Here is a 25,580-nt window from a genome sequence, read left to right on the forward strand (position 1 = left end):
TGCGGGTGTTCGGGCTCGGGCGTCGAGGGCTCAGCCGCGGAGGGTGCCGTCGAGGTAGACCCAGTCCCCGTCGTGGCGTGTGAAGCGGCTGGTCTCGTGGAGTTCCCCGGCGCGGCCGCCCTCGGTGTAGTGGGCGCGGAACTCGACGGTGCCGGTGGAGTGGAAGGCGCTGCCCTCGGTGGCGGCGAGGACGTCGAGGCCCCGCCACCGCAGCGCGGGGTCGAAGTCGATGCGCGCGGGACGGGTGTCGGGGTGCCAGCTGCGCAGCAGATACGCCTCGTCCCGGCGGACGAAGGCGCTGTAGCGGGAGCGCATCAGCTGCTCGGGGGTGGCCGCCCGGGCCAGGCCGCGGTGCAGGGGGCCGCAGCAGTCGTCGTAGGCGGCGGGCAGCCCGCAGGGGCAGGGTGCCGGGCGGGGCGGCTGCGGGCGTCGTGCGCGTCGGGACATGGCTTCATTGTGACCGCTGCCCTCCCGGGGCCCGGGGCCCGGGGCCGGGGCATCCGCGGGCGGCGCGCCGCGCTCAGGCGGTCTCCGCGGCTTCCGGGGCTTCCGCGGCTTCCAGGGGCCGCTGCATGAGGAGGGTGTCGACCCAGCGGCCGTGCTTGTGGCCCACGGCCGTCAGCCGGCCGGCGTCGGTGAAGCCGAAGCGGCGGTGCAGGGCGGCGGAGGCGTCGCTGCCGGTGTCCGCGATGACCGCGATCATCCGCCGCCGGCCCGCGCGGGCGGCCTCGGTGATCAGGGGGCCCAGCAGGGCGCTGCCCAGGCCCCGGCCGGTGGCGTCGGGGGCCAGGTAGATGGTGTCCTCCACCGTGTACCGGTACGCCGGCTTGGGGCGCCACGGCCCGGCGTACGCGAACCCGGCCACGTCGCCGGAGAGTTCGGCGACCAGGAAGGGCAGGCCGTGGGCGGTGAGTTCGTCGAACCGCCGCTCCCAGTCGGCGGTGGAGCGGGGGGTCTCGTCGAAGGTGGCCACGGTGTGCCGGACGTAGTGGGCGTAGATGTCGGCGACGGCCTTCAGATCGGCGCGGACCGCCGGCCGGATGGCGGCTTCCGGGAGCGTCACGGTCGGGCTCTTTTCGCTATAGAGGAAGAAGCGCTTATTATAGAGGAATGCTGGATCTCGTGACCCTCGGCACCCGCGTGCAGGGACTGCGGCACGCGCGCGGCCTGACCCTGCAGCGGCTGGCCGACGCGGCCGAGGTGAGCGTGAGCATGCTGTCCTCCGTGGAGCGCGGCCAGAAGGCGCCCACGGTCCTCGTCCTCGCCCGCATCGCCGACGGGCTCGGCGTGCCGCTCGCCGACCTGGTCGCCGAGCCCGAGGACGGCCGCGTCGTCGTACGCAGGGCGGCCGACCAGGACACCGTCGAGGAGCCCGGAGGGTGGCGGTGGACCGTCCTCACACCCGTGGTGCCCGGCGTCAACTTCGAATGGATCCGCACCACCCTGCCACCGGGCTGCGACGCGGGGACCTTCCCCGCGTACGCCCCGGGCTCCCACGAGTTCGTCGTCGTGGAGTCGGGGACCCTGCGGCTGACCCTCGGCGGCAGGACGGTGGAGCTCGGCGCGGGGGACTCGGCTTACTTCGCCGCCGACGTCGCCCACGGCTACGCCAACCCCGGCCGCGAGCCCTGCGCCTACCACGTCGCCGCGCTCATCATGCGGCCCCGCGCGGCACAGACCCGCTGACGGGGCCCGGCGATATTCGATTGCCGCGCGGGTTCCATCGCCGCGCGGGCGCGGCGCCTGCTCGTCAGCGCCCTTCGTCGTCTTCATGGCCTGCGCGGCCCCCGTCGCCCTTGTCGCGGCGCGGGCCGCGCAGATGGCGCAGCAGGTCGTCCCCGGCCGGATACGGGCGCTCCTCGGGCAGCAGCTTCGCCGCCGCGTCCAGCTCGTCGCGGCGCACCAGGGCGTGGATCTCGTGGGCCAGCGGGGTCACATCGGTGATCGAGACCGTCCACTCGTCCGCGTACCGGCGCGCCGCCTCGCCGGCGAGGCCGAGTTGCAGGGAGCGGTACGGCAGCGGCCGCAGCCGCAGATCGCGCTCCGGGTCCCACTGGACGCGGGCGGGGGCGGCCCTGAGCGCGCGCTTCCAGGACGCCTGGTCGGGGTGGAGTGCGCGCTCGTAGTGCGACAGACACGCCCGGGCCAGCGCCCACTCGAACCCCTCACGGGTGATCTCGACGGCCAGGACGGTCTCCTGCCCCTCCTTGGCGCCCCAGCCGCAGCGGTACATCATCCACAGGAACGACGGCTTGATCCAGGTCATCCGGTCGCGCTTCCAGGCGGCCGGGAAGCAGCCGTCGCGCGCCGCGGGCAGCCCGAGGTGCGGGGCGTACGCCTGGTAGACGGTGACCGTGGAGGCCGTGTGCAGCGCGCGGATCTGATGGGGTGGTGCTTGCATGCCGCTCAGGGTGGCGGGGATGTGCCGCGTGCGGCCAGCGAATTAAGGATACGAGCCATGGGTCCCCGTAGCGATGTCTCTCGCACCCCTCCTCCCGCCGGGCCCGCGGCCCCGTGCGTCGTGGGGGTGGACGCCTGCCCGGGCGGCTGGGTGGCGGTGGTCCTGCGCGACGGCCGGTACGCGGGCGCCGACGCCGATCCGGCGCTGGCCGCGCTGCTGGCGCGGCTGCCGGAAGCCGCCGTGGTGGCGGTCGACATGCCGCTCGGGCTGCTGGAGTCGGGGCGGCGCCGCGCGGACGAGCTGGCGCTCGGCCTGGTCGCCCCGCACCGCTCCCGGGTGTTCCCGGTGCCGCCGCGCCAGGTGTGGGAGGAGTCCGGGTACGAGGCGGCGAACGAGCGCTGCCGCCGCCTCACCGGCTCGGGGCTGTCCCGCCAGTCCTGGGGCCTGGCCCTGAAACTGCGGGAGGCCAACGCCTGCCGGGAGGGCGGCGAGCGGCGCCTGTACGAGGTGCACCCGGAGGTCTCCTTCGCGGCCCTGGCCGGCGGGCGCCCGGTGGCCTGGCGCAAGAAGAGCTGGAACGGCCAGGCCCAGCGGCGGCGGCTGCTCGGCGAACGGGGCATCACCCTGCCGGACGACCTCGGCCCGGCCGGCCGCGTCCCGCCCGACGACGTCCTGGACGCCGCGGCGGCGGCCTGGAGCGCCCACCGGATCGCCCTCGGCACCGCGGTGAGCCTGCCCGACCCGCCCCAGACCACGCGCGACGGGCTCCCGGTGGCCATCTGGTACTGACCCCCTCCTCTCCCCCCCCGTCCCGCCGACTGGGCCCTCGCCCGGACGCCACTGACCGCGGTGTCCTGCTGGGTGCGGGAGGCCGCCCGGCCCCCTCCGCCGGGCGGCCTCCCCGTTTCACCAGGCCCGTCGGGGCGTCAGACGACGACCCCATGCGAGCGCAGATAGGCGACGGGGTCGATGTCCGAGCCGTAGCGCGGCCCGGTGCGCACCTCGAAGTGGAGGTGCGGTCCGGTGGCGTTGCCGGTGGCCCCGGAGCGGGCGATCCGCCGGCCGGCGTCCACCGTCTGGCCGGGGCGCACCGCGAGCGAGGACAGGTGGGCGTACTGGGTGTAGAGGCCGTTCGCGTGCCGGATGACCACCTCGTAGCCGTAGGAGCCGCCCCAGCCCGCGGTCACCACGACGCCCGGGGCGGCCGCGCGCACCCCGGTGCCGACGGGCACCACGAAGTCCACGCCGGTGTGGTGGCCGCCGGCCCAGCGCGGGCCCCGGACGCCGTAGGAGGTGCCGACCTGGCCGCTGACCGGTGCCACATGGGCGCGCCGGGCCGCGGGGCGCCGGGCGCCGTGCGCCGGGGTGTCCGACGAGCTCCGCGCGGCGCCCTCCGCCGTGTCGCCGCCGCGCGCGGAGCGCGGCTGCCCGGAGCGCGGCCGCTTCCGGTGCGCCGCGGCCTCGCGCGCCTGGCCGCCGCGGGAGGGCAGGGCGAGCCGCTGGCCGGGGTGGATGAGGTCCGGGTCGGGGCCGACGGTGCTCCAGTTGGCGCGGTAGAGCGTCTTCCAGCCGCCGCTGACCGACTCGCGCAGCGCGATGCGCGACAGCGAGTCCCCGGGCCTGACCCGGTACGGCCCGGAGCCGGTGGCGTGCCGCCGTGGGGTGGCCGCGCGGTGGCGGGAACCGCCGGAGCCCGCGGCGTGGCCGGAGCCTCCGGAGTGGCCGGACCCCGTGGAGTGGCGGGACTCCGTGGAGTGGCGGGAGCCCCCGGAGTGGCGGGAGCCGCCGTGGTCGGTGCCGGCCGCGGGCCGGCTGTCGCGGGTCAGCCGGCCCCGCGCCGAGCAGACCGGCCAGGCCCCCGGGCCCTGGCGGCGCAGCACCGCCTCGGCCACGGCGATCTGCTGGGACCGGGTCGCCAGGTCGGCCCGGGCGGCGTACTTGGTGCCGCCGTAGGCCGCCCACGTGTGCTGGGAGAACTGCAACCCGCCGTAGTACCCGTTGCCGGTGTTGATGTCCCAGTCCCCGCCGCTCTCGCACTCGGCGACCTTGTCCCAGGCCTCCGAAGGGGCCGCGGCGGCCGGCTCGGCGCCCAGCAGCGGCAGGACGATTCCCACGCTGCCCGCGGTGAGGGCGACACACAGGGGCGAGATCCGGCTGGGCGGTGCGGAACGGCGGTGACTTCGTCGTTGGGCCATGGGCCTGTTCCTCTCCACGAGCTTTCGACTCGCCCACCGGCGGCCCGGCGGGCTGTACGAGTACCGCAGCCGGGCCCCGCGGGTCGCAAGGCGCAGGGGGCCGCACGACCGACCGAGCGCCGTCGAACGCCACCCCCGCCGCGGCTGATGCCCCGTCAGCCGGGCACGGCAAGGCGCGTGGAGGACGGGGGGCGCACGGCCGGGACCGGCGCGGCCGGCGGCCTGGACGCCGCCGGCCCCGGGCGCGTCCCCGGCCCGGCCCGGCGGCGGGGGTCCGGCCGCGGCCGGGTGGGCGGGAAATGAGTCTTTCCCGGTGGGGGACGGCCGGGTAATCCACGGGATTGGATTCCGGACCCCACCGGTACCGCGCGCCACGGAGGAGAGACGAAAGGAGAAGGAGAGAAGAAGAACGGCCGCGCCATGGGACGGCCCGCGGAGCCCGAGCGACGGCCCGGCCTTGACCCTCCGTGATGCCCGATGGCTCATGGCTCATGACCCATGCCCCACGCGTCAACGCGTGCCGGCCTGTTTCGGCGGGACGCCGTCGAGTCGCGGCGGACGGTATAGGGAGAGGGTGGGAGATGGAGGGAGGTCGAGGTCGGCGGTGAGCCGTTCCCTCCTGGGCGTATGCATTTGCGGTGCGTGGTGCGGGGGTTCGAGCCGGGCTCGGGCCCGGGGCGGGGCTTCCGCTCCCCGGCGGGTCGTATATCCGGCCGTCCATGGGCCTTCCCGCCCGTTCGTATCCTCACCCGCTCCGGAGTGCCGGGGTTCCGCCCGGTGCGGGGCGTGGGGACGAGGCCTTCCCGCGCGGGCCGCTGCCCGCGGCCCCGCTCCTCCCTGGGGGAGCGGGGTGGGCGTGCGGCTGCTCGTGCGGGGTGCGCGGCGCGGGGCCGTCACGGGAGAAGTGCCACGTCGCACGGCAGGCCTTATGAAGAGATCTCGCCGGTGGCACGTCCCTTGTCTTCCGTATCGATTTGCGGTTCCGTCCCCCACACGTTCAGATCCGGCCCAGGCGTGAGGTGGAGCCCCTCGGTGAGCGGTGAGCGGCGGGATAGGGGAAAGATCCGCCGAACCCGCGCCGCCGTGCTTCTCCCGAAAAGGCGATCGCCATCCGGGCTCCCGCACGGGCCCGAAAACTGGCGGAGAATCAGAGGGTCCACGTATAGCGGGAGCCCTGCCGCCGCGCATACCATGGCATTCACATCGACTTCCTCCGCAGACCGCCCGCCGGGGCGGTTCGCGGTTAATCATCTCTCCCCGCCGCACCGTCGGGACCGGGCCGGCCCCCGCGTCTTTATCCCGGGCTCCACCGCCGGTGAGGCGCCCAGGGCCCCCGCCCGGAGCCACGCCCGGGCCCGCGCCGCCGGGGGAGCGCACCGCGCCTACGGCGCACGGCGGTCGTTCCCCGCCCGGCGCCGTACATGACGTGGCGTAGCCGTGCGTACGACATCCCGTTGGACGCCCCACCGGGGGCGCACGCCGCGCCGCGGCGTGCCGCCGACCGCCCATCGGGCACCAGGCGCCCAGGCTTCCCACGCCGAGAAGCCGCGCCGACCGCGCGGAGGGCCGGGCTGCCGGCCGAGGCCGGTCCGGCACACGACCGGCCCCCGCGGACACTCGCCCGCTGCCGCGGGGCAGCGGGCGAGTGTCGCGTGCGGCCCCATGGGTGCAGGGCGGGGCCGTGGTCCGTACGGCCCCGCGGCGCTCAGGGCTTGCGCGCCAGGCCCGCGTAGACGGTGACCTTCGGGCCGTCGGGCGCGAGTTCCTCCGCCTCGGCGTCCGGCCGCCACTGCGAGACGAGGACGGGCGCGGGGCCGACGGGCTCCAGGCCGTGGAAGAACCTCGCGACCTCCGCCCGGGTGCGCGGCCGCAAGGTCACGCCCCCCTCGCGGTAGAGGGCCACGACCTTCTCCGCCTCCTCCTCGCTGCCGTCGGAGGTGGCGTGGGAGAACACCAGGTGGCTGCCCGGGGCCAGCGCGTCCATCAGGGCGTGCACCAGGTCGTAGGCGCCGTCCTCGTCCGGGATGAAGTGCATGAGCGAGATGAGGGAGAGGGCGACCGGCCGGCTCAGGTCGAGTACCTCGGCGGCCAGGTCCATGATCTTCCCGGGCTCGCGCACATCCGCTTCGAGATAGTGGGTGGCCCCCTCCGGTGTGCTGCGCAGCAGGGCCTCGGCGTGGCGGAGCACGATGGGGTCGTTGTCCGTGTAGACCACGCGGGACTCGGGGGCCGTCCGCTGGGCGATCTGGTGGAGGTTGGGCTCGGTGGGGATGCCGGTGCCGATGTCGAGGAACTGGCGGGTGCCGGTGCGGGCGAGCCACTCGGTCGCGCGGTGCATGAACAGCCGGTTGACCCGGGCGGAGGTTCTGACCGTGGGGTCGGTGTCCATGACCCGCAGGGCGAGTTGTTCATCGACCGGGTAGTTGTTCTTGCCGCCGAGTATGTAGTCGTAGACGCGGGCCGGGTGGGGCCTGCTGGTGTCGATTCCGGCGAGGCCGGATTCGGGTGCTGGCATGGTGCGCTCCATGGGGGTCGGCGCGATGGGGGGGTGAAGGGAGTAGTGCGTCGGGAGACGTGCCTCAGGACACCAGGAAGTCGGCCTTGCCGGCCTTGGCGCCCTGGATGAAGGCGATGATCTCGTTGCGGGTGTAGATCAGCGCCGGGCCCTCCGGATCGGTGGACTGACGGAGCGCGACCCGGCCGTCGTCCAGTTTCCTGGCCTCGACGCAGTTGCCGCCGTTGCCGCCGCTCCACGGCTTGTGCCAGCCCTCGGTGCCGAGGTCGGCCGCGCGCATGCCGTTGTAAATGCGATCCATTCAGAGCTCCTTGCGGAAGTCCCGGAGGATTTCCTTTGTGCGTCGTGCGGTTGCCGCCTGGGCCGCCATGCGGTCCATGACCTCCAGATGGGAGGCCACCTCGACACGTTCGTCGAGGTAGACGGCGCCGGTCAGGTACTCGACGTAGACCATGTCCGGCAGTTCGGGTACAGCGAAACGGAAGAGGACGAAGGGCCCGTAGGTGCCCGGGTGGTGGCCCGAGGAGAACTCCGCGATCTGCAGGGTGACGTTCGGCCGCTCGGTGGCCGCCAGTAGCCGGTCGATCTGCCCCCGCATCACCTCCGGGGTGCCCACGGGGCGGCGCAGCACCGTCTCGTCCATCACCACCCACAGGTGGGGGGCGTCCTCACGGGTGAGCAGCGCCTGGCGCTCCATGCGCAGGGCGACATGCCGCTCGGTGTCCTCGGGGCCGACCTGGCCGACGGCGCCGGTGCGCATGATGGCCCGGGCGTAGTCCTCGGTCTGGAGCAGGCCGGGGACGAAGTGCGGCTCGTACGCGCGGATGATGGCGGCCGCGCCCTCGAGGCTGACGTGCACGCTGAACCAGTCCGGCAGGATGTCGTGGAACCGCTGCCACCAGCCGGGCCGGTTGGCCTCCTCGGTCAGGGCGATGAACGCCTCGGCCTCGTCGCCCGTGACGCCGTAGGCCTCCAGCAGCATCCGTACATACGGGATCTTCAGGGCGACCTCGGCGGTCTCCATCCTGCGGATGGTGGCGGGGGCCACGTGCAGCACCTTGGCGGCCTGCTCGCGCTTGAGACCCGCCCGTTCGCGCAGGTCCCGCAGGCGCTTGCCGAGGACGACCTGGCCCACGGTCGGGGCGGAGCGCGGTTCACTCACTTCTTACCTCCCGCAGCTGATGCCCGAAGTGTGTCATGCCCTGAATGGAGCGGACACACTGCACTTGCGACTCTGCACTTTTCAGAGTGCCCCTTGCCAAGTGCACAAGGCGTTACGCATAGTGGCGTCGTGATCCCGTCATCTCCCGCGGCGCCGCCCAGGCTCGGCCGCCGACGGCGTCTGGAGCTGCCGCCCCCGCTGGCCGCCGACGCCGGATACGACGCCGTCGCCCTGCCGGAGCGGCAGGGGCGTCAGGTTATGGAGCTGCTGCCCCGGGCGGGCTGTGTCTACTCCGCATCCGGCCGGTGGTGGTGGATCGTTCCGCCGCGGTCGGATTCCGGGCTCAACTGGCCCGGGATCGCCGAGTATTCGGTGGGCGCGGTGCTGACCGGCGCACCGGAGCGGAACGCGGCGGCCGAGGGCCCCCGGCTGATCCACCGCCCCGAGGGCACCGTGCCGTACACCCATCCGCTGGTGCTGCACATCGCCGTCTGCGCGGTCGCCGGGGTCTCCCCGTCCTGGCCGGACTAGGCTCTTCAGCCGCCTTCAGCCGCCTTCAGCCGCCTTCAGCCGTCAGGAAACGCCGTCGGCCTGCCGATACGCGGCCGGGCGCGGATAGCGGCGCAGGGCGCCGCCGCCGGACGGGGCCTCGCTGTCGAGGGGCTCAGGGGCGGGCCTGGCGGGGGCGGAGGCCGGAGCCGGGTCGGGGGCGGAGTCGGTGACCACCGTCGGCATGTAGATCAGGGTGTCGTCCATCGACGAGGAATCCGCCCCGGCCGACGCCGGATTCGGTGCGTAGACCGTCATCCGCCCGCCGCCGGACGGCTGTTCCGCGGTCTGCGCGGGCTCGGACCCGGCGCCGGGCCACGCCGGCTGCCGCAGGGCCTCCTGCATGGCCCGCAGCCGGGCGTAGGCGCCCGTCGGCTGCGGCTGCTGGACCTGGGACGCCGCGTGGAACGCCGGGGCCGGCTGAGGCAGCGGCGCCTGGTAGGGCGGCATCTGGCCGGCGGGGGTGTACGCGGCGGGGGTCAGCTCGGCCATCGGCTGCGCCTGCGGCTGGAGGTAGGCCGCGGGCGCGGCCTGCTGCGCCGCGTACGGCCCGTAGTCGTCCTGCGTGGCCTGGAGCGGATCGGCCGGGTGGAGCGCCGGCTGCGGTGCCTGCGCGTACGAGGACCGCTCGTCCAGCGCGTACGAGGGCTGTTGCTCCAGCGCGTAGGACGGCTGGTGGTCCAAGGAGGGCTGCGGGGCGTACCAGGCGGTGCCGTACAGCACCGTGCTCAGCCCGGTCAGCAGCCGCCGCACATCCGGCTGGGAGCGCACCACCAGCCGCATGAACCGGCTGCTGCTGCCCAGCTTGTTGCCGCACTCGCGGACCAGCACGCCGTGTTCCGCCAGCAGCCGGTCGCGGACCTGGGCGCCGTCGGCGCCCTCCGGGAGCTTGACGAAGACGAAGTTGCCCTGGGACGGGTAGACCGTCAGGCCGGGCAGATTGGCCAGCTGGGCCGTCATCTCCTGCCGGTCCCGGCTGAGCATGCGCAGGCTCTGCGCGTACTCCGGCTGGTACCGCTTCAGCATGAAGACGATGACCTCGGCGAAGGAGTTGAGATTCCACTTCGGCAACCGGGCGCGGATCTGGCCGGCGAGCGCCGGATTGGCGACCAGATAGCCGAAACGGACGCCGTGTAGACCGAAGTTCTTGCCGAGGCTGCGCAGCACGATCACATTCGGCCGTAACACCGCCTCGTCCACGACACTCGGATACGCCTCGGCGTCGGCGAACTCCAGGAACGACTCGTCGATGACGACCAGGTCGAGGTCGGCCAGCGCGTCCATCATGGAGATGACGGCCCGCCGGGACAGCAGCCCGCCGTCGGGGTTGTTCGGGTTGCAGATCACCGCGACCCGCGAGCCCCTGGACCGTACGAAGGAGACGAACGCCTCCGGGTCGAGCCGGAAGCCGTCCGCCTCCGGGAGCTGGAACATGTCGACCCGCTTGCCGGTCTCCATCGGCTGGTCGGTCCACCGGCCGAAGGTGGGGATCGGCACCGCCAGGCTCTCCTTGACCAGGAGGTGGTCGATCCAGGTGATGAGCTCGGTCGAGCCGTTGCCCATCGCCATGGTCTGTGGTTGCAGCCCGAGCAGGCCGGCCAGTTCGGCGGTGATGGTGTCGGCCGGGCTCGGGTAGTACGTGAGGATGTCCCGCAGCCGCACCGCCAGCACCGCGAACATCGCGGGGGTGGGGAAGTACGGGTTGCAGGGGATGCAGAAGTCCACGACGTCCTGGCCCACTCCCGCGCGGGAGAGCGAGAAAGAGGACGGGCTGTGGTGGGTGCCACGGAACAGCTCCGTGGCGCCACCGGAATTGCCGATTGCGGCAACAGTCACCGCGGGACCCTCCTCGGTCACGGGGCCGTGCAGACACGACCGTTGCTGCTCTGTCTCCAGAGCCTGCCGCATGATCCCTCACATGTCGGCACACTGAGGATTTTCGTGGGGTGTTTGAGGAGTTCGGGACAGGGGAACAGGTGAGCGGTTATCATTCCGCCTCGACATCGTCTTCGGGACGGCGCTGACCGGCGACCCAGACTGCCACCTGCGCCCGGGAGTTGAACCCGAGTTTGCTCAGGATGCGCTCGATGTGGCCCTCGGCGGTGCGCTGGGCGATCACCAGCGTCGCCGCGATCTCCTTGTTGCTCAGCCCCTGGGCGACCAGTTCCGCTATCTCCGTCTCCCGTGGGGTCAGCGGCGAGGACGGCTCGGCCTCGCCGGCCGCGGACGGGCCGGGCAGCCGGTCCTGGAGCGCGTACGTCATCGCCTCGTCGTACGAGAGCCTGGCGCCCTCCTTCACGGCCGCCTGGAACGCCTGCTTGCCCAGGGCCTGCCGGGTGGCGGCCTCGCACCCCTCGTGGTAGCGGACGAGGTGGCCGTACCCGGACAGCGGGGCGCCGACGCTCTGCCAGATGTTCTGCAGGGCGCCCAGCAGCCTGGCGGCCCGCTGGTACCGCTGCCGCGAGGCCGAGATCCAGGCCAGCACCTCCAGGTTGACCCCGACGCCCAGCGGGTCGTCCAGCGAGCGGTTGAAGATCAGGCTCTCCGCCTCCAGGGCCTCCGCCCGCTCGTGGTCGCCCTGGCGCCACACCTCCACGCCGAGCGCCATCGTCGCGTACGCCCGGTGCCAGCCCTCCCCGTGCGCATCGCACACCGCCAGCGACTCCTCGCCCACCGCGACGGCGCGGGCCGCGTCGCCCCGGAAGGAATGGGCCAGGGAGAGCCGGATCAGCGCGAGCGCGAGCCCCACCGGATCGCCGGTGGCGCGATGGCGCGCCACGGCCTCCTCGTACAGCCCGACCGCGGACTCGGTGTTGCCCCGGCACATGGCGACCATCCCGGAGTACAGCGCCACATAGGCCGGCACCGAGTCCTGCCCCAGCCGGTCGCCGAGCGCCCGGCACTCCTCCAGCATGTCGGCCGCCGCGTCGATGTCCAACTGGATGATGGCCAGCCAGCTGTCCGTCCACAGCGCGCGGGCCCGCTCCTCGGTGGGCTCGGGGCACAGCGCCAGGCCCCGGTCCAGCCAGCCGCGCCCCTCGGCGAGGTAGTAGCTGGTGATCCAGTGGTAGAGCAGGTCGGTGGCGATGCCGAGACCGACCGTGGCCTGCCCGGGCTCGGCGAAGCTGTACTCCAGCGCGGCGCGCAGATTGGTGTGCTCCCGCTGGAGCCGGGCGAACCACGGCACCTGGAAGGGGCCGAACAGCTCCGCGCGCGCCGCGGCCGCCAGCCCCCGGTAGTAGTCGCGGTGGCGGCGCAGCCGCACGGCCTCCTCCCCGGCCGCGGCGAGCCGGTCCCGGCCGTAGTGGCGCAGCGTGTCCAGCATCCGGTAGCGCACCGCCTCCGGATGGTCCTCCCGGATCAGCACCGACTTGTCCACCAGCCCGGTCACCAGGTCCAGGACCTCCTCGCGGCCGATGCCGTCCCCGCCGCACACCGCCTCGGCCGCCTCCAGGTCCAGGCTTCCGGCGAACACCGAGATCCGGGCCCACAGCAGCTGTTCCTTGTCGGTGCACAGGTCGTAGCTCCAGTCGACGAGCGCCCGCAGTGTCCGGTGGCGCGGCAGGACCGCCCGGGAGCCCTGGGTCAGCAGCCGGAACCGGTCGTCCAGCCGGTCGAGGAGCTGCTGTACGGACAGGGCCCGCAGCCGCACCGCCGCCAGCTCGATGCCCAGCGGAAGGCCGTCCAGCTGGCGGCAGACCCGCTCCACCGCGTCCCGGTTGGCCTCGGTCACGGCGAACCCGGGCAGGATGGCGCCGGCCCGCTCCACGAACAGCCGCACCGCGTCGCACTGCGCCAGGGCCGCGGTGGACAGGCGGGGGCCGTCGGCGTCCGGCAGCGCCAGTGCCGGGACGGCCAGCGTCTGCTCCCCGGCGGTGCCCAGCGCCTGCCGGCTGGTGGCCAGGACGCGCAGCCGGGGCGCCTCGCGCAGCAGCCGGTCGGTGAGCCGCGCGCAGTCCTCCACCAACTGCTCGCAGTTGTCCAGGAGGATCAGCGCCTGTTTGTCCCGCAGATGGTCGACCAGGGTCTCGACCGCGGGCCGGGAGGAGTGGTCCCGCAGCTCCAGCGCCTCGCTGACGCTCTGCGCCAGCAGCGCGGGGTCGGTCAGCGCGGCCAGCTCGACCAGCCACACCCCGTCCGGGAACGCCCGGCGCGCGTCCTCGGCCACCCGCAGCGCCAGCCGGGTCTTGCCGACCCCGCCCACACCGGTCAAGGTCACCAGTCTGGAGGCGGACAGCATCCGCTTGACCTCGGCCATCTCGTGCCGACGTCCCACAAAGCTCGTCACCTCGGCCGGCAGCCTTCCGGTGTGCCGACCGTTCGAGGTGCCTGCTGCCACCGCGCTCATGGATGCCTCGAACCAGTCCCGGCCGACGAGGCCCCGCGCGCTCGGACCGGGCCGACGCTTCCAGGCTAGGGGAAGCGGGGCCGGAGGGGAGCGCGGAGAATGGAACGCAAGAAACGCAAAGAAACGTGAGAAATACTCCAAGAATGGATATGGCGGGCATAAGGGAGAGGAGAGGTGTGGGCGAAGGGCTGAGGCGAAGGGTGCGAGCGAAGGACATCGCATGGCGGTGAGGGATGACGAGTCCGGCCCCGGCGGCGGGCCCGGACTCCCCGGACTCCCCGGACTCCCCGGACTTCCCGGACTCCCCGGACTCCCCGGACTTCCCGGCGGGTACGGGGGCGGGCTGTCCGGCCCGGGCGGGCTCGTCGGCCGGGAGGAGGAGCTGTCCGAGGCCCGGCGGCTGCTCGGGCGGACGCGGCTGCTCACCCTCACCGGCGTCGCGGGCGTCGGCAAGAGCCGGCTGGCGCTGGGCGTCGCCGACCTGGTGCGGGGAGACTTCCCGGACGGTGTGTGGCCGGCCGAACTCGCCGCGCTCGCGGACCCCGGGCTGCTCCCGCGGGCCGTGGCGAGCGCGCTGGGCCTGCGCGACCCGGCCGCCCGGCCCGTGGTGGAGTTGCTGGGCGACCACCTGAGCGGCAAGCGGGCGCTGCTGGTCCTCGACAACTGCGAGCACCTGGTGGAGCCCTGCGCGGTCCTCGCCGACCGCCTACTGCGGCGCGCCCCCCGGCTGTGCGTGCTGACCACCAGCCGCGAGCCGCTGCGGGTGCACGGGGAGGTGGTCCTGTGGGTGCCCTCCCTGGGCGTGCCCGAGCCGCACCGGCGGCACAGCCCCGAGGAACTGGCCCGCTACCCCGCGGTCCGGCTCTTCGTGGCCCGCGCGGCGCGGGCCTCGCCCCGCTTCGCCCTCGGCCCGCACAACGGGGACACCGTGGCCCTGCTGTGCGGCCGGCTGGACGGCCTCCCGCTGGCCATCGAACTGGCCGCGGTCGGACTGCGGACCCTCGCCCCCGAACAGGTGCTCGACCGGCTGGACCGGTGTCTGGAGCCCGCGGGGGAGGAGGGGGCCGGCACCCGTTCCCGCCACGAGACGCTGCGCGCGGCCGTCGACTGGAGCTTCGAGCTGTGCTCCCCGGGCGAGCGGACCCTGTGGGCCCGGGTGTCGGTGTTCGCCGGGGACTTCGACCTGCGGGCGGCGGAGGAGGTCTGCTCCGGGGAGGGAGTCGGCCGGGAGGACGTACTGGACCTGGTGGCCGGGCTGGTCGACAAGTCGGTTCTGGTCCGGGAGGAGCGGGACGGCCGGGTCCGCTACCGGCTGCTGGAGACGATCCGCAAGTACGGGCGGGAGCGGCTGGCGGGCTCCGGGCGGGTCGCGGTGTGGCGGCGGCGCCACCGCGACTGGTGCCGCGCGCTGGTGCGCGAGGCCGAGGAGGAGTGGCTCACCCCGCGTCAGGAGGAGTGGCTGACCCGGCTGAGCGCCGAGATCGCGAACGTCCGCGCCGCCCTGGAGTTCTGCCGCGCCGAGCCCGGCGAGGCGCGCGCGGGGCTGGAGATCGCCGCCTCGCTGTGGCCCCACTGGATCTGCGGCGGCAGCCTGGGCGAGGGCCGCCACTGGCTCGGCCAGGCGCTGCGGCTGGCCCCCGAGGACGGCGTGGCGCGCGGCAAGGCCCTGTGGGTGGACGCCTGGCTCGCGGCGCTCCAGGGGGACACCGCCTCGGCCCTGCCCCGGCTCGACGAGTGCCGTGAGCTGGCCCTCCGCATCCGGCACGAGCCCACCTCGGTCCGGGCCACCCAGCACCGGGGCGCCCTCGCGCTGTACGAGGGCGACTTCCCCCGCGCGATCCGCCTCGTCGAGCAGGCCCTGGCGGGCCACCGCGCGGCCGGTGACCGCAACGGCGTGATGACCGCCCTCTACCAGCTGACCATGGCCTGCGCCCTGTACGGCGACCCCAGGGCGTCGGCCTACGGCGAGGAGTGCCTGGCGCTGTGCGAGGCGGCCGGGGCCCAGTGGACCCGCTCCTACGCGCTGTGGGCCCTGGGCCTGCACACCTGGCGCCGGGGCGACCGGCGGCGGGCGACCGCGCTGGTGCGCGACGCCCTGCGGACCCGGTGGGCGGTGCGCGACGGGTGGGGGACGGCGCTGTGCCTCGAGGTGCTGGCCTGGACCGCGGCCTTCGGCGGCCGGCCGGCTTACGGGGCGCGGCTGCTGGGCTCGGCGGACGCCATGTGGAGCGCCACCGGCGCCTCGCCCGCGGGCTTCCGGCACCTGGCCGCCGTACACGACGAGGTCGCCGCCCGCCTGCGGGCCGAACTGGGCACCCGGGCGTACGCCGTCGCGTACCGGGCCGGGGCGCGGCTGACGGCCGACGAGGCGACGGCCGCCGCCCTCCACGACCCGGTACCCGCCCCCGGCCGCCGCGCGGCCTCGGCCGGCGCGTGAGGGGGGCTCGGCGCGCTTGAGGTGGGGCCGGGGCGGGCCCCGGGGGCGGGTCAGGTACCCATGCGGGGATTTCTCCCCTCCCCGGGGGAAGCCCCCGGTCGCATGCTGAAGGTCTCGATTCCGGATTCCGCCGGAAGTCGGCGGAAGATCGAAGGCCCGAGCCATGTGTGATCATCAGCCTCCCTGCCCGCCCGCCGACGCGACCGACCACGACTCGGCCCGTCTGGTGGCAACCCACCCCGAGCAGGGGTGGAGCCTCCTGTGCAACGGCGTGGTGGTTTTCGCGGACACGGGTGAACTCCTCCCCGACGGTCGCGTCGTCCCCGCCCCCCGTAACAGCCCGGAGCAGGCCGCATGAAGTCCCCCGGCTACCGCTGGGCGGTGCCCCCTCCCGCAGTGGCGCTCACCGACCCGCCGGGCACTCTCCGGCGGCCGGCGCGGCGCGGTGCCCGCGCCGCCGACCGGGGGGTGTCCTGGGTGCTGCCGTCCCATCCGTCCTCGGTGTCCGCCGCCCGTCGGCTGGCCCTGTCGCAGCTGGCCGTATGGGCCGTGCCCGGGCCGGCGGACGATGTCGAGCTGCTGGTCAGCGAGGTGGTCACCAACGCGCTGCGGCACACCGTGGGGCCGGTGCGGCTGACGCTGTGCCTGTGCCCCGCGGACGACGCGGTGCGCTGCGAGGTGGAGGACGCCGACCCCACGCCGCCGCATGCCTGCGAGGCCGGTGAGGAGGACGAGGGGGGCCGCGGGCTCTACATGATCGACCTGCTGGCCCGCTGCTGGGGCAGCCACCCGACGGGCGGGGGCAAGACCGTGTGGTTCGAGCTCCACGTCCGCCCCCAGGCCGAGCGGCGCCCGAACCCCGAGGCCCCTTGAGCCGTACACCCCGCCGAAACCACGGCACGGACCGCGCGCGACACGAACCGCGCGGGACACGCACCGCACACGTCACACCGCACACGACACGACGAAGGGAGATGCCATCGGACGGTACATCGCACTCCGTGATGCCGAACGGCCCGGGGACCGGAAGATGAGTGCCCTCCACCGCGACTTCCGGCCCCGGGCCTTCCCGTGTCCGCCCCGCCTCGCTCCACCAGCGCCCGGGGCGCGAACACCGATTCCGTGAGGCATCACCGCTCACTGCCGTGTCGGTTGATCACATAAGTGTCACTCGTGTAATCTCGTGATCGCATCGAGTAGCATGCTTTTCCGGCTTATCGCAGCGTGTTGGGGTGCGAGGGGGCTACGGTGACGGACCGGACCGCTGGATCCTGGCTGTCCGACGCCCTCATCGGGCGCACCCGCGAGCTGGCGGCGCTGCGGGACCACGCCGACGCGGCGCGCTCCGGGCGCGCCGGTCTGGTCCTGCTGTCCGGCCCGGCCGGCATCGGCAAGACGAGTCTGCTGCACGCCTTCGTGAACGGCGGGGCCTGCCGCGACATGACGGTGCTCCACGGCAGGTGCGGCGAAGTCGTCACCAACGCCGGCTACGGCGGGGTGCGGGCCCTGTTCGGCCGCTTGGGGCTCGCGGAGCCCGAGACCGCCCGCGACTCCCCGCTGTTGCGGGGCAGCGCCCGCCGGGCGCTGCCCGCCCTGCGGCCCTGCCCCGGCGAGGAGGAGAAGCCCGGCACGGCCGCGAGCGTCTACCCCGTGCTGCACGGGCTGTACTGGCTCGCCGTCAATCTGATGTCGAGCGGCCCGCTCGTCCTGGTCCTGGACGACGCGCACTGGTGCGACGAGCGGTCGCTGCGCTGGCTCGACTTCCTGCTGCGCCGCGCGGACGACCTGCCGCTGCTGGTGGTGCTGGCCCAGCGCACCGAGACCGAGCCGGCCGCCCCCGGCGCCCTCGCCGACCTGGCCGCACAGCCCCGCTCCACGGCGATCCGCCTGGAGCCGCTGACCGAGGAGGGGGTCGCGGAGATGGTCGGCCGGGCCTTCCCGGCCCCCGTCGACCCCGCCTTCGTCGAGCGCGCCGCCGCCGTTTCCGGGGGCAATCCGCTGATGCTCACCAAGCTGCTGGCCGAGCTGCGGGCCAGGGGGGCCTCGCCGGACGAGAGGGGCCTGGCCGCGGTCGCCGAGGTGGGCCAGGGCGTGGTGGGCTCGAGCGTGCGCGCCCTGCTGGACGGGCTGCGCCCCTGGGCGCGCGATGTGGCCACGGCGATCGCGGTGCTCGGTGAGGAGGACGTGGACCACGTCGGGGCGCTGGCCGGGGTGCCCGCCGCGATGGTCGAGGAGGCCCTGGCGGCGCTGCGGCGCGCCGAGGTGGTGGCCGACGACCGGACGGAGCTGACGCACGACGTGGTGCGCTCGGCCGTGCTGGACTCGGCGGCCGCCGAGGAGCTGGGCGAGCTGCGGGCCCGGGCGGCCCTGCTGCTCAGCGACGCCGGGCGGCCCGCCGAGGAGGTCGCGGGCCAACTGCTGCTGGTGCCCGCGGTGGACCAGCCGTGGATGCGGCGGGTGCTGCGGGAGGCGGCCGCGGGGGCCGAGAGCCGGGGCGCCCCGGAGGCGGCGGTCCGCTATCTGTACCGGGTCCTGGAGGCGGAGCCGGAGAGCGTGTCGGCGCGCGCCCAGCTGGCCAGGTCGCTCGCGGAGATCAACCCGCCCGAGGCCATCGCCCTGCTGGAGGAGGCGCTCGCGCTGGCCGTGGACGTACGGGTCCGCGCGACGCTCGCCGTCCAGCTGGCCATGGCCTGTCTGACCGTGCAGCGGGCGCCCGCCGCGGTGCGGGTGCTCGGCGAGGTCCTGGACGCCCTCGAGGCCGAGCTGGGGCCCGACCCCGACCCGGCGGACCGTGAGCTGCGCGCCCTCGTCCAGTCGGTGCTGCTGATCACCGGCTGCGACGAGAAGGCCACGATCGCGGCCGTCCGCGGCCGTTTCGCGCGGATGGCGGCCCCCGCCGGGGACACCCCGGCGCAGCGCCAGACGCTGGCCATGATGAGCGTGCTGACGGCGATGGACGGCCGCTCGGTGGAGCGCGCGGTACGGCAGGCCCGGCGCGCCCAGCGGTCGCGGGACGCCGAGTCCGGCACCCTGCCGCTGATCTTCTCCGCGTTCACGCTCGGCCTCGCCGACGAGGCGCGGGACTCGCTCGAGGGGCTCGACCGCGCGCTGCGCCACAGCCAGGAGAACGCGGCGGTGTGGACGTATGTGCTCGGCCTGTCCACCCGCGCCCTGGTGCGGCACGCGATGGGCGAGATCACCGACGCGCTGGCGGACGCCCAGACCGCGGTGGAGATCATCGCGGAGGAGCGGTGGAACGGGCATGTGACCATGCCGCAGACCGCGCTGGCCACCGCGCTCGTCGACCGCGGCGAGCCGGAGCGGGCCGAGGCGCTGCTGGACCGGATCGCCCGCCCGAACCTGGACGGGTTCGTGCTCGAGTACCACTGGTATCTGATGGCGCGGGCGCGGGCCCGGTGGGCGCTGGGCGACCGTGAGGCGGCGCTCGGGCTGCTGCTGGACTGCGGCAGGTCCCTGGAGGAGACGGGCTTCACCAACCCGGCGTTCGCGCCCTGGTGGGCGGAGGCGGCCTGTGTGCTCGCCGAGCTGAAGCGCCCCGAGGAGGCCCGGGACCTCGTCGAGTGGGGCTCCGGGCTGGCCCGCCGGTGGGGGACGCCGCGCGCGCTCGGGCTGGCCGCGCTCGCCGAGGGGGTGACCGCCGGGGGGCGGCGGGGCGTCGAACTGCTGGGCCGGGCGGTGGAACTGCTGTCCCGGTCACCGGCCCGGGCCGAGCACGCGCGGGCCGAGTACCTGCTGGGCGGGGCGCTGCTGGAGGCGGGCGACCCGCGCGGGGCGCGTGAGCGGCTGCGCACCGCCGCGGACCTCGCCTGGCGCTGCGGTGCGCTGGCGCTCGCCAAGGAGGCGCGGCGGAGGCTGGTCGCCTCCGGGGGGCGGATGCGGGAGATCACCGCCTCGCCGGTGGACCTGCTGACCGGCATGGAGCGCACGGTCGCCCAGCTCGCCGCGGGCGGGGCGGGCAACCGGGAGATCGCGGAATCCCTCTTCGTCACTGTGCGCACCGTGGAGATGCACCTGACGAGTGTCTACCGGAAGCTGAGCGTCGGTCAGCGCGGCGAGCTCGGGGCGGCGCTGCGCGCCTCGGAGCCCCCCGGGCCCCGGGCGCCGGCCTGGGTGTCCGCCTCCCGCGGCCGGAGCTGAGCGGGAGACCCGTCGCCGCCGTGCCCGCCGCGACCGGGCCGCCTGGCGAAACCGCCACTATAAACCCTATGTATAGTGACCGCATGCCGCCATTCGGGCTCTCCCTCCTCGGTCGCGAACATGAGCAGGAAGTCCTCGCCAGGGCCGTCACCGGCCTGAGCGAGCACCGCCCGGCGGTCGTCACCGTGAGCGGCGCGGCGGGCTCCGGACAGCACGCGCTGCTGCGGTGGGCGGCCCGGCTCGCCGAGGAGCGAGGGCTGCGCGTGCTGCGCGCCCGGGCCACCCCCGGCGAGAGCGACCTGGTGTACGGGGCCGTGACCCAGCTGCTGGGCCCCGACGCCCCGGCCGGGGGCGCCGGGCGCGACGGGCCGCTACCCGGCCTCGCCGAGCTGCTGCGCACCGCCCGGGACCGGCCGACCCTGCTGACCGTGGCGGACCTGCAATGGCTGGACCCCGACTCGCTGCGCTGGCTCCGGGCGCTGATCCGGCGGCTGCCCGGGGCGCCGGTCGCGGTGCTGGCCGGCGCCACCGGCCCCGCGCGCCTGGCCGACCCGGACGCCCCGGGGCCGCTCCCGGTGACCCGGCTGACGCTCCCGCCGCTGGGCCCCGCCGAGGTCGCGGCCGCGGTGGCGCTGGTGTGCGGCGACCGGGGCGAGGAGCGCTTCACCGCGGCGGCCGCCGAGGCCTGCGCGGGCAACCCGGAGGTGCTTCACGAGGTGCTGCGCCGCTTCGCCGACGCCGGACACCGACCGCTCGACGCCCGGGTGCCGCAGCTGCGCGCGATCACCGCCGCCGTCACCGCCGAGCACACCACCCGCGTGCTGCGCGGCCTGCCCCCCGAGGCGGTCGCGGCCCTGCGGGCCGTGGCCGTCTGCGGCCACCTGCTGGACTTCCCCCTCGTCCGGACCCTCGCCAGGCCCCGCCCCGCACACGACGCGGGGCTGCGCGAGACGCTGGAGGCCACCGGGCTCACCGCCTCCGACGGGGGAGAGGCGCTGCGGCCCGCCGCCCCGGAGGTGCGTACCCGGGTGCTGGAGGAGATGCCCGCCGACGAGCGGGCCGACCTGTACGCGCGCGCCGCGGAGCTGGCCCACCGGGCCGGGGCCGGCGACGCCGACATCGCGGAACTGCTGCTCGCCGCCCGCCCCGTCGGGGCGCCCTGGGCCGTCCACGCACTGCGCGGCGCCGGCGCCGAGGCGCTGCGCGCGGGCGACCACGGCCGGGCGGTCGCCGCGCTGGCCCGCGCGCTGGAGGAGCCGCTGGCCCACGTGCGGCGGGCCCGGCTGAGCCTGCGGCTGGCCGCCGCCGAGATGCCGGCCGCCCCGGAGGCCGCCGACCGCCGGTTCGCCCACATCCTCCGCTCGCCGGGCGCCGAACTCGCCGGGACGCGGACCCGCGCCGCCGACCTGGCACTGGCCCGCGGCGGCGGCGATGCCGTACGCCGGGCGCTGGTGGAAGCGCTGTCCGCCGCGCACGGCAGCGAACGCGACGCCCTGGTCGCCCTGTTCTGGCTCGCCGAACTGGGCCGCCAGGACGACACCGACCTGCTGCTGCACGAGGTCCCCGCGCTGCCCCGCCACCCGGCCTCGCCCGCCCAGGCGGGGGTGCGCGCCTGGCGGCAGGCGCTGCGCGGCGAGGACCTGCCCGCCACCCGAGCGCTCGCCCGCGACGCCTTCGCCGGCCGCGGCGACGAGGGCGCGCTGCTGCTGCCCCGGCTGGCGGCGTGCCGGGCGCTGTGTCTGACCGGCGACCTGGAGGAGGCCGCCTGGCGCCTGGACGCCCTGCTCGCCGAGGCCCGGCGCGACCACGCCCCGGCCGCCGCCGCGCTGCTGCTCATCGCGCGCGGCGACCTCAATCTGCGGCGCGGCCGGCCCGACCTGGCCGAGGGGGACGTCGCCGCGGCCGAGCGCGCCCTGCCGCAGACCCACTGGCACCCCCTCTACGCCCCCTACGCGCTGGCCGTGCGCATCCTGGTGGCGCTGGAGAGCGACGACCGCCGGCGGGCCGAGGCGCTCGCGGCCCTGCCCGACCCCGACGCCTCGTGGAACGGCATGGCGGGCGCCCATCTGCTCTTCGCCAGGGGCCTTGTGGCCATCGCGTACGGCAGCCCGGCAGAAGCGGCCGACCTGCTGCTGGCCGCCGGGCGGCGGCTGTTGCGCCTCCAGTACGCCAACCCGGCCCTGCTCCCCTGGCGCTCCCTGGCCGCCCGGGCCTGCCACGCCCTCGGCCGCGACCAGGAGGCCCAGCGGCTCGGCCACGAGGAACTGTCCCTGGCCCGGCACTGGGGCGCGCCGAGCGCCATCGGCTGGGCGGAGCTGGGCCTCGGGCGGGTGGCCCGCGAGGGCCGGACGGCCAGGCTGCGCGAGGCCGTGCGCACCCTGCGGGCCGTCCCCGCCACCGTGGCCTACACCGGGGCGCTGATCGAACTGGCCACGGCGGAGCTGGACGCGGGGCGGCGGCAGGCCGCGGCACCCCTGGTGGCCGAGGTGTCCCGGCTCGTCGCCTCCCAGCCCGGCAGCAGGACGGCCGCGCGGGCGCGCGCCCTCGCCCAGCGGCTCGGCCGGCCCGGCGGCCCCAGCCGCGATCTGCCCGCCGCCTGGACCGCGCTGTCCGACGCCGAGCGGCGCACCGCCACCCTCGCGGGCCGCGGGCACGGCAACCGCGACATCGCCGACAAGCTCTCGGTCACCACCCGCACCGTCGAGCTGCGGCTGAGCGCCGCCTACAGGAAACTGCGGATCAGCGGCCGCGCCGAACTGCGCGCGCTGGTGCGCTCGATGGAAGGCCACGACACGGATGTTGCATGAGCGGGACCCCGAACTCGCCCAGGTCACCACCGCCTTGCGGGACGCCCGCGCGGGCAGGCCGTCCCTCGTCCTGGTCACCGGCCCGCTCGGCATCGGCCGGTCCGCGCTGCTCCAGCGGCTGCCCGCACACGTCGCCGACGAGGGCGCGCGGGTGCTGCGCGCCAACGCCGCCCCGATGGAACAGGACTTCGGCTTCGGCGTCGTGCGCCAGCTGCTCGACAGCCTGCTGGCGGGCGCCCCGCGCGAGCTGTGCGAGCGCTGGACGCACGAGAGCGCCGGCTTCGCCAGGATGACGGCCCTCGCCGACGAGGCCGGGCCCGGGCCCGAAGGCCCCGCCGCCCCTGAACCGGCACTCGGCGGCCTGCGCTCACTGCTGGAGGACGTCTGCGCCGACGGCCCCCTGCTGATCCTCGTCGACGACCTCCAGTGGGTCGACACTCCCTCGCTGCGCTGCCTGGCGTATCTGGCCAAGCGGCTGCGGGGGCTGCGCGCGGTCCTCGTGTGCGCCCTGCGCGACGGGGAACCCCGCGGCCGGCACCCCCTGGTGTGCGAGATCGCCGACGCGGCCACCCACCGGCTGCCCCTCGGCCCGCTGTCCGCCGCGGCCACCGCGGAGACGATCCGCGACCACCTCGGCGAGCCGGGCCACGAGGACTTCGTCCGCGCCTGCCACGACACCTGCGCCGGCAACCCGCTCGCGCTGACCTCCGTCCTCCAGGACCTGGCGGCCGCCGGCCACAGGCCGACCGCCGACCGGGCGGAAGCGGCCCGCTCCGCGCGCCCCGCGGACCTGCGCGAGCGGCTCGCCCGATGCGTACGCCTCCAGCCCCCCGCCGTACGCGACCTGGCCGCCGCCCTCGCGGTCCTCGGCGACCACGGCGATCCCGCGCTGGCTGCCCGGCTGGCCGGCCTGGACCCCATCGGAGCCGGGGCGGCGCTGCGCGCCCTCGGCGAACTCGGGCTGGTGGCCGACCGGCTGCCCGAGGACCGGACGGCCGGGCCGCGGCCCCGCTTCGCCCACCCCGCCGTACGCGACGCCGTCCACGCCTCGCTGACCGTCACGGAGCGGGAGCGGCTGCACGACCACGCCGCGGAACTGCTGTACCGCACCGGACACTCCGACGAACAGGTCGCCGCCCAGCTGATGGCCGGGGTCACCTCCGGCCACCCGTGGTCGGTGGGCGTGCTGCGGGCCGCCGCGGACACGGCGCTGCGCCGGGGCGCCCCCGAGGCCGCCATCCGCTATCTGCGGCGCGCGCTGCTGGACGGCTCCCTGGCGGGCGAGGCCCGGGCGCGGCTGCTGATCGACCTGGCCGCCGCCGAGCGCGGCCTGGACCCCGCCGCCTCCGAGCGCCACATCTCCCAGGCGATCCCGCTGCTCCCCACCGCCGGCCAGCGGGCCGCCGCGGCCCTGCGGCTCTCCCCGGCCGTCCTGGACCGCACCCCGCACTCCGCGGTCGATCTGCTGCGGCAGGCCGCCGCGGAACTCGGCCCGCCGGACGCGCTGGAGGGCGCGGTGCGCGAGGTGGCCCTGCGGCTGGAGGCGCGGCTGCGCCAGTGCGGCGTCGCGGACCCGGCGGAGCTGGCCTCGGCGGTGGAGCGGCTGCACGCGATGGGGGAGGAGCCGCCGACGGCCACGGCGGCCGAGCGGGAGCTGGCCGCGGTGCTGCTGAACGCCGCCGTGCTCACCTGCCGGCTGCCCCCGGCCGACGTCACCAGGCTGGCGCGGCGCCTTCTGGAGCGGGAACCGGTCGCGTCGGCCCGCGTGTACTCCGCGCTGCCGCTGACCACCGTCGCGCTGGTCGCGGCCGACTCGGTCGACGCCGTCGGCTCCTGGCTGTCCGTCGAGCAGCGGCTCGGACGGCGGGACGCCACGGTCGCCGACGCGTTCGGCCACCTCGAGCAGGCGATGGTGCTCATGGGGCGCGGCCGGCCCGCCCCGGCCCACGCCCACGCCGAACGCGCGCTGCGGCTCGCCGACGCCCACTGGCGGGAACTCGGCGTGGCCTCCACCATCGCCCTCGTCTTCACGGCCCTGGAGATGGGCGACCCCGCCCGCGGCGTACGGATCCTGGAGGACGCCTCCCGGCGCCAGTCCTCCTGCCTGACCCTGACGGTGGGGCTGCAGTTCCTGGGCGCGGCCGTGGACGCCCAGCAGGGCCGCTGGGCCGCGGCCGTGGAGACCCTGATGGCCGGCGGCCGCCGGCTGGAGGCGGCGGGCTGGCGCAATCCGGTGCTGTTCCCGTGGCGGCCCCGCGCGGCCGGCCTCTACCACCGGCTCGGCGACCTCCGCTCGGCGCTCGCCCTCGCCGAGGAGGAGCGGCTGCGGGCCGAGGCGTGGGGCGTGCCCGTCGCCGTGGGCCGGGCCCTGCGGCTCCAGGGCACGCTGGTGGAGGGCGAGGCGGGCGAGGCCCTGCTGCGCGAGGCGGTGGGCGTGCTGCGCGGCTCGGCCAACGAACTCGAACTCGCCCGCGCCCTCCTGATGCTGGGCAGACGGCTCCAGGGCGGCGCGGAGGCCGACGGACTGCTGCGGGAGGCCGCGGCGCTGGCCACCGCCTGCGAGGCGCCCTGGCTGGCCGAACGGGCCCGCGGGGGCGGGGGCGGCGCCGCCCGGCCCAAGGACGCGCTGACCCGCACCGAGCGCCGGGTGGTCGCGCTGGCGGGCCGGGGGCTGACCAACACCGAGATCGCCGGTGAACTGGGGGTGACCTCCCGCGCCATCGAGAAACACCTGACGAACTCCTACCGCAAGCTGGCCGTCTCCGGACGGCGCGAACTCATCGCGGCCCTGCCGAGGCTCCAGGCGGTCAAGGGCGGTTGAGGGCACCGGCCCGCGCCGAGGGTGACCGGCCCGCGGTCGAGGCGGGCGCCCGCGCGGACCGTACCGAACCACCGAAACCGCGGGCGGCGTACCGAACCATCCGCGCCGCCCCACCACAGGATTTGCCGCCGGGCCCCGGCGGACGTTGACGCCCCTCCGAGGGCCTCCTTAGTCTCCGAACCACTCC

18 protein-coding genes are annotated in these 25,580 nt (G+C 75.5%); 9 read left to right on the plus strand and 9 right to left on the minus strand.

Going from position 1 to position 25,580, the window contains the following annotated elements; genetic code table 11:
- Positions 1–30: 30 nt before the first annotated feature.
- The gene (locus tag BBH68_RS30400; protein ID WP_065966948.1) at positions 31–447 is read right to left on the minus strand and encodes a YchJ family protein; all 417 of its coding nucleotides are present in this window, start codon (positions 445–447) and stop codon (positions 31–33) included.
- A 73-nt stretch (positions 448–520) separates the two neighbouring features.
- The gene (locus BBH68_RS30405; protein ID WP_065966949.1) at positions 521–1,063 is read right to left on the minus strand and encodes a GNAT family N-acetyltransferase; all 543 of its coding nucleotides are present in this window, start codon (positions 1,061–1,063) and stop codon (positions 521–523) included.
- Positions 1,064–1,110: 47 nt separating this feature from the next.
- Here BBH68_RS30405 and BBH68_RS30410 point away from each other — a divergent pair, with 47 nt between their 5' ends.
- Positions 1,111–1,686 carry a helix-turn-helix domain-containing protein gene (locus BBH68_RS30410; RefSeq protein ID WP_065966950.1) on the plus strand — a complete coding sequence of 192 codons (576 nt, stop codon included), beginning with the start codon at positions 1,111–1,113 and terminating at the stop codon, positions 1,684–1,686.
- A 64-nt stretch (positions 1,687–1,750) separates the two neighbouring features.
- On the opposite strand, the gene BBH68_RS30415 is transcribed toward BBH68_RS30410, so the two are convergent.
- Complete coding sequence (locus BBH68_RS30415) at positions 1,751–2,401, minus strand: DUF4291 domain-containing protein (protein WP_065966951.1); 651 nt, start codon at positions 2,399–2,401, stop codon at positions 1,751–1,753.
- Between the two features lie 57 nt (positions 2,402–2,458).
- Here BBH68_RS30415 and BBH68_RS30420 point away from each other — a divergent pair, with 57 nt between their 5' ends.
- A complete protein-coding gene (locus BBH68_RS30420; protein ID WP_065966952.1) occupies positions 2,459–3,190 on the plus strand; it encodes a DUF429 domain-containing protein in 732 nt (243 codons plus the stop codon).
- Between the two features lie 137 nt (positions 3,191–3,327).
- Here the strand turns inward: BBH68_RS30420 and BBH68_RS30425 are convergent, their stop codons facing one another.
- The 4 genes from BBH68_RS30425 to BBH68_RS30440 form a co-directional block, all read right to left on the minus strand.
- Complete coding sequence (locus tag BBH68_RS30425) at positions 3,328–4,596, minus strand: transglycosylase family protein (protein WP_065966953.1); 1,269 nt, start codon at positions 4,594–4,596, stop codon at positions 3,328–3,330.
- Between the two features lie 1,705 nt (positions 4,597–6,301).
- Positions 6,302–7,111, minus strand: a complete 810-nt coding sequence (locus BBH68_RS30430) for an SAM-dependent methyltransferase (RefSeq protein ID WP_065966954.1) — start codon at positions 7,109–7,111, stop codon at positions 6,302–6,304.
- A gap of 64 nt (positions 7,112–7,175) precedes the next feature.
- Complete coding sequence (locus BBH68_RS30435; RefSeq protein WP_065966955.1) at positions 7,176–7,412, minus strand: DUF397 domain-containing protein; 237 nt, start codon at positions 7,410–7,412, stop codon at positions 7,176–7,178.
- On the minus strand, positions 7,413–8,273 hold the full coding sequence (locus tag BBH68_RS30440; RefSeq protein ID WP_065966956.1) for a helix-turn-helix domain-containing protein: 861 nt from the start codon (positions 8,271–8,273) through the stop codon (positions 7,413–7,415).
- Between the two features lie 129 nt (positions 8,274–8,402).
- Here BBH68_RS30440 and BBH68_RS30445 point away from each other — a divergent pair, with 129 nt between their 5' ends.
- Positions 8,403–8,804 carry a hypothetical protein gene (locus tag BBH68_RS30445; RefSeq protein ID WP_245738374.1) on the plus strand — a complete coding sequence of 134 codons (402 nt, stop codon included), beginning with the start codon at positions 8,403–8,405 and terminating at the stop codon, positions 8,802–8,804.
- A gap of 42 nt (positions 8,805–8,846) precedes the next feature.
- Here the strand turns inward: BBH68_RS30445 and BBH68_RS30450 are convergent, their stop codons facing one another.
- Positions 8,847–10,658: a pyridoxal phosphate-dependent aminotransferase gene (locus tag BBH68_RS30450; RefSeq protein WP_076972068.1), complete on the minus strand. Its 1,812-nt coding sequence runs from the start codon at positions 10,656–10,658 to the stop codon at positions 8,847–8,849.
- 151 nt (positions 10,659–10,809) lie between these two features.
- Positions 10,810–13,098, minus strand: coding sequence for an ATP-binding protein (locus BBH68_RS30455; protein ID WP_079151289.1), 2,289 nt, complete (start codon positions 13,096–13,098; stop codon positions 10,810–10,812).
- A gap of 292 nt (positions 13,099–13,390) precedes the next feature.
- Between BBH68_RS30455 and BBH68_RS44110 the strand changes: the two genes are divergently transcribed.
- The 6 genes from BBH68_RS44110 (at position 13,391) to BBH68_RS30480 (ending at position 25,393) form a co-directional block, all read left to right on the plus strand.
- Positions 13,391–15,607 (plus strand): ATP-binding protein, encoded by a 2,217-nt coding sequence (locus BBH68_RS44110; protein WP_065966959.1) that lies wholly within the window; start codon positions 13,391–13,393, stop codon positions 15,605–15,607.
- 163 nt (positions 15,608–15,770) lie between these two features.
- The gene (locus BBH68_RS39875; RefSeq protein ID WP_076972067.1) at positions 15,771–15,965 is read left to right on the plus strand and encodes a DUF5999 family protein; all 195 of its coding nucleotides are present in this window, start codon (positions 15,771–15,773) and stop codon (positions 15,963–15,965) included.
- Complete coding sequence (locus BBH68_RS30465; protein WP_065966960.1) at positions 15,962–16,480, plus strand: ATP-binding protein; 519 nt, start codon at positions 15,962–15,964, stop codon at positions 16,478–16,480. The genes BBH68_RS39875 and BBH68_RS30465 overlap by 4 nt, the downstream gene beginning before the upstream one ends.
- Positions 16,481–16,855: 375 nt before the next feature.
- Positions 16,856–19,765 carry a helix-turn-helix transcriptional regulator gene (locus BBH68_RS30470; RefSeq protein WP_065966961.1) on the plus strand — a complete coding sequence of 970 codons (2,910 nt, stop codon included), beginning with the start codon at positions 16,856–16,858 and terminating at the stop codon, positions 19,763–19,765.
- An 83-nt stretch (positions 19,766–19,848) separates the two neighbouring features.
- Positions 19,849–22,572 (plus strand): AAA family ATPase, encoded by a 2,724-nt coding sequence (locus BBH68_RS30475; protein ID WP_065966962.1) that lies wholly within the window; start codon positions 19,849–19,851, stop codon positions 22,570–22,572.
- Positions 22,562–25,393: a helix-turn-helix transcriptional regulator gene (locus tag BBH68_RS30480; protein ID WP_065966963.1), complete on the plus strand. Its 2,832-nt coding sequence runs from the start codon at positions 22,562–22,564 to the stop codon at positions 25,391–25,393. The genes BBH68_RS30475 and BBH68_RS30480 overlap by 11 nt, the downstream gene beginning before the upstream one ends.
- Positions 25,394–25,580: the final 187 nt, after the last annotated feature.

This window comes from Streptomyces sparsogenes, from assembly GCF_001704635.1.
GTDB classification, from domain to species: Bacteria; Actinomycetota; Actinomycetes; order Streptomycetales; family Streptomycetaceae; genus Streptomyces; species Streptomyces sparsogenes.

Excerpts from the sequence above, each read along its gene's own strand:
- BBH68_RS30400 (WP_065966948.1), bottom strand. The coding sequence starts at position 447 with ATGTCCCGACGCGCACGACGCCCGCAGCCGCCCCGCCCGGCACCCTGC.
- BBH68_RS30410 (WP_065966950.1), top strand. The coding sequence starts at position 1,111 with ATGCTGGATCTCGTGACCCTCGGCACCCGCGTGCAGGGACTGCGGCAC.
- BBH68_RS30415 (WP_065966951.1), bottom strand. The coding sequence starts at position 2,401 with ATGCAAGCACCACCCCATCAGATCCGCGCGCTGCACACGGCCTCCACG.
- BBH68_RS30420 (WP_065966952.1), top strand. The coding sequence starts at position 2,459 with ATGGGTCCCCGTAGCGATGTCTCTCGCACCCCTCCTCCCGCCGGGCCC.
- BBH68_RS30425 (WP_065966953.1), bottom strand. The coding sequence starts at position 4,596 with ATGGCCCAACGACGAAGTCACCGCCGTTCCGCACCGCCCAGCCGGATC.
- BBH68_RS30430 (WP_065966954.1), bottom strand. The coding sequence starts at position 7,111 with ATGCCAGCACCCGAATCCGGCCTCGCCGGAATCGACACCAGCAGGCCC.
- BBH68_RS30435 (WP_065966955.1), bottom strand. The coding sequence starts at position 7,412 with ATGGATCGCATTTACAACGGCATGCGCGCGGCCGACCTCGGCACCGAG.
- BBH68_RS44110 (WP_065966959.1), top strand. The coding sequence starts at position 13,391 with ATGGCGGTGAGGGATGACGAGTCCGGCCCCGGCGGCGGGCCCGGACTC.
- BBH68_RS39875 (WP_076972067.1), top strand. The coding sequence starts at position 15,771 with ATGTGTGATCATCAGCCTCCCTGCCCGCCCGCCGACGCGACCGACCAC.
- BBH68_RS30465 (WP_065966960.1), top strand. The coding sequence starts at position 15,962 with ATGAAGTCCCCCGGCTACCGCTGGGCGGTGCCCCCTCCCGCAGTGGCG.
- BBH68_RS30475 (WP_065966962.1), top strand. The coding sequence starts at position 19,849 with ATGCCGCCATTCGGGCTCTCCCTCCTCGGTCGCGAACATGAGCAGGAA.
- BBH68_RS30480 (WP_065966963.1), top strand. The coding sequence starts at position 22,562 with ATGTTGCATGAGCGGGACCCCGAACTCGCCCAGGTCACCACCGCCTTG.